This is a genomic window from Psychromonas antarctica (assembly GCF_022267535.1).
Taxonomy (GTDB): Bacteria; Pseudomonadota; Gammaproteobacteria; order Enterobacterales; family Psychromonadaceae; genus Psychromonas; species Psychromonas antarctica.
On record NZ_JAHNZV010000175.1, the window covers coordinates 1 to 3,769 of the forward strand.

The window sequence follows — 3,769 nt, forward strand, 5'->3', positions numbered from 1 at the left end:
ACATCATAGAGAATATGATGTTTCTGAAGAATTATTAATAAGCGCATTTTCAGCGCTGATTGAGGAAAGTTTTTATGAATAATGCTGTGGGGATCTCTCAGACTAAAGTCCACGCCCCTTATTTTGTATTTTGGAGCGAAAAGTATTAATTGTCCCATTAATGGAGTGCATATCATTACAAAAATTCGCGTTTTTATAACATGAAATAGCGATTAGCCAACTAATTGCAAGGGACTAGCGTCGATTCAAAGGAACTACACCCTTATCTTTTCCCATTTTCACCTGAGTAAAGTGCATAAGCATGTAAAATTAATGGCCGATACAAACCATTAAACATTTTACCGTCTGGATGAAGCTCATCATGAATACGATGGAAAGTTTCTTGTAAAAAAACTGTCAGCTTTTTTTACAAGATAATTTGCATTTGAAAAAACATAAACTTAAATAGCTGATATAAAAGGAAAATAATATTAGGCTCGATTATTGCTTTACATTTCGTACTGCTATATAAAATTATAATTTTATTTAAGGACCTTAAAATATATGAAAGCCATCACTCAATTATTAATGCTTGCATCTGCGTTCGCGATCACTTCTGTTCAAGCGACCCCTATAACAATCAACTATACAGTAGACAACACCATCTTGGATTTTGGTATTTGTGCAAATATTGGCTGTAGTCCTATTGCAGGACCATCTGATTTTTCTACGCTGTTCCCCTCTGGCTCAAACCAAAGTAATTGGAAAAATGCTGATTCATATACTTTTGATCTCCAGCCCGGCACTTATGAGTTTGCTTTTATTGCTAATAATTTTGGTGGCGGTAGCGCTAACAACCCTGCTGGTTTTTTAGCTGAAATACTATGGGACGGTAATAGCAACATTTCTTCAAGCGCTTGGGATGTAACTACCAACGGTATTGATTATGTTGCTGCTACAGAGTGGACTAAAAACGGAACGGGTATCTGGGGCGGAAACCTACTAGGTGAAATAAGTGCTGATGCTCAATGGTTATGGTCTGCAAATAACTTTAACAGCAATACTGATAGTACTGCTGGATTTAGAACCTCGATAACAGTGCCTGCACCAGGTATTTTAGCCCTTTTGGGTCTAGGTTTGTTTGGGCTAGGTTTCTCGCGTAAGCTAAGAGCCTAGGTAGCTTCACTAATAAGTGATAGGTCGTAAGAGCAACGCAAATTGTGACTTAATCCTATCGCTTAAAAATTAATGTGTTTATTTACGCTTTGAACCGGGATTTGATATGCCGCTTCCCCGGCGGAGTATCACTACAATCACTCGGCCTCTTCCAGAATTTAGACTAAAGTTGATTGCATAAGCTTAAGTCTATCTAATCATATAAATTGACAATACCTCCCTGAATTAGCATCTTAAATTAGAATGGGTATAATAGCAGCACATAGAGTTTGCGAATCAATATAACAATTTTCTTACTCTTTATTCTAAAAGCCGTAATATCAGACGATATAACGGTTTTTTTATGTCTACAGCCAATCTACTTAGAATAAAATGTCAGCTAGCCTCTGAATGAGTAGAATGGGTACACCTATGGCTGTTAAGGAACCTCGTTTTGGCACAACTCTATTTCTATTACTCGGCAATGAATGCTGGTAAATCGACTTCTCTTTTACAGTCATCATATAACTATCGAGAGCGTGGTATGAATACCCTAGTAATGACCGCTGCAATTGATGATCGCGCGGGCATAGGAAAAGTCTCGTCAAGGATTGGTATTGAAAGCGAGGCGCAAATTTTTTCCAGTGGGGATAATTTAGCAACCATAATTGAAACAGCTCATAAAAAGCAGCAACAACACTGTATCTTAATTGATGAATCTCAATTTTTAAGTAAGCAGCAAGTAAAGCAACTCACTCATGTTGTTGATAATTTAAATATACCCGTATTATGTTACGGCATTAAAACGGATTTCCAAGGTGAACTCTTCAGCGGTAGCCATTATCTACTTGCTTGGGCCGATAAACTGGTTGAGCTCAAAACAATCTGTCATTGCGGCCGTAAAGCCAATATGATTTTACGCTTTGATGGACAAGGTAAGCCGAAACGAGAAGGTCAGCAAGTTGAAATTGGTGGTAATGAAAGTTATCAATCAGTGTGCAGAAAACATTTTAGAGCGGTTTTGTGGGATTAATTCTAAGTTGATTTAAGTAGCAGAAGTTAATGATATTCTGCTACAAATCATAATACAGAGCGGGTTATTGAGTCATTACCTTACTAAACAGCCCCTATTCACAAAGCGTTATGATACAAGCTCAGTAAACATAATTTCAAATAGCAACTTCTGTTTATCCGAATTCGAGTTACCAAATCCAAGGGATGAAAGCTTTATTACTTTTTTGATATGCGCGGTACCCGACATAATGCGCGCATAACGCTTTTTCTTCAAAACGAGCTTTTAGAGCCAACACAATAATCAGTAATAACCATGCCCCTAATTTCCAATAACTAAACTGACAGAAAAGAACGCCTAAACCGCCAAAGAAGAGAGAGCAGTACATAGGGTGACGAATAAATTTATAAGGACCGTGGACAATCAATGTCCCCGTCTGTTTGGGATGCGGACGAACATTAAAATTACCGGGACGATTAGTCATTAATGCAGACAAAGCAATAATGACAGACAGCAAAATGAATAATAAACCGACCATCGAAATATTTAAACTTGCCAGCGGCCAAGCAATCACCAGTAGCAATATAAATTGCGCAATCACATAAACCATAACATCCTCTCTATTTTGCCCCCCAAAAAACGTAACTAATGATATAGCCACCCAAGTTTATTATTTTAGCTTTTCTTTTGAATAATGACTTGCTGTTAGAGACGCTGTTGGAAATTATGAATAGATTCAGCCACAGTAAATCAAGATGGGATTGATATTTAAGTTCAAAATTATAACAAATAAGAAAGCCACAATACGACTCTTTAAAAGAGCTATGATAGGCGCGCCGTTGAGGTTTGTCACCTATAAATTAGCGAATGACTCAATCGTAAAAATAATTAATTTCAAGCATGAAGGCGTCACTACGTGGGGCGATTATGATCTTAAAATATGGAAAACATCAGAAATACGGTATATTACTAACACTATAAACGAATAATTTATTGGTGATCATTCACTTCAGGGGGGTATTATCATGCACAAGAATAGTTGGGAAATATCTCACACAACTATCTTGTTCCCCAATAAAAAAAATACAAAGGAAGGAAGTAAGCAGTGAAAAAAATAGCGGCTCCGCTAGACATGCGCAATGGAAGTAAATTTAAAACCAATAAATATGGCTATGTGAGTATTGTCGAATATTACAATTGCCACACGGTGATTGTTGTCTTCGAAAATACAGGTAATATTCGATCGATTAGCGCAGCAAAACTCAGAAGTGGTAACGTACCTGATCGAGCAGTTCCTCCTGAATCTATTATGGTTGGTGAGCGTGTTCTTTCATTGAAACACGGATGGTTAACAATTACTAAGGTTGAATCGGGAAACATTATAATAATGGTTAATGAACATAATGAAGAGATTAAGATGCTCCTTCCCGCAGTACAAAAGATGAAAAATAAATTAAATGAAATTGAAAATATAGAAGCTCAAACGAATAAGCCTATTTCATTGGAAGATTTAACAAAAAGAAATAAAAATACGACTACTCTAATGAAAAAATTGCTTACTGATTATGGCAAGTAACCCATAAATAAATTTAATTCATTGATTTTAAATGCTTATTATTCAAT

4 protein-coding genes are annotated in these 3,769 nt (G+C 36.4%); 3 read left to right on the forward strand and 1 reads right to left on the reverse strand.

What is annotated here, in order from left to right; translation table 11 throughout:
- Nucleotides 1–543: 543 nt before the first annotated feature.
- Together KSO91_RS16415 and KSO91_RS16420 are read left to right on the forward strand one after the other, a co-directional pair.
- A complete protein-coding gene (locus tag KSO91_RS16415) occupies nucleotides 544–1,155 on the forward strand; it encodes a PEP-CTERM sorting domain-containing protein (protein ID WP_238744102.1) in 612 nt (203 codons plus the stop codon).
- A 433-nt stretch (nucleotides 1,156–1,588) separates the two neighbouring features.
- Complete coding sequence (locus tag KSO91_RS16420; protein ID WP_238744103.1) at nucleotides 1,589–2,167, forward strand: thymidine kinase; 579 nt, start codon at nucleotides 1,589–1,591, stop codon at nucleotides 2,165–2,167.
- A gap of 169 nt (nucleotides 2,168–2,336) precedes the next feature.
- On the opposite strand, the gene KSO91_RS16425 is transcribed toward KSO91_RS16420, so the two are convergent.
- Complete coding sequence (locus KSO91_RS16425) at nucleotides 2,337–2,756, reverse strand: methyltransferase family protein (protein WP_238744104.1); 420 nt, start codon at nucleotides 2,754–2,756, stop codon at nucleotides 2,337–2,339.
- Nucleotides 2,757–3,251: 495 nt separating this feature from the next.
- Here KSO91_RS16425 and KSO91_RS16430 point away from each other — a divergent pair, with 495 nt between their 5' ends.
- Entirely contained in the window at nucleotides 3,252–3,722 is a 471-nt protein-coding gene (locus KSO91_RS16430; protein WP_238744105.1) for a hypothetical protein, read from the forward strand.
- Nucleotides 3,723–3,769 lie beyond the last annotated feature (47 nt).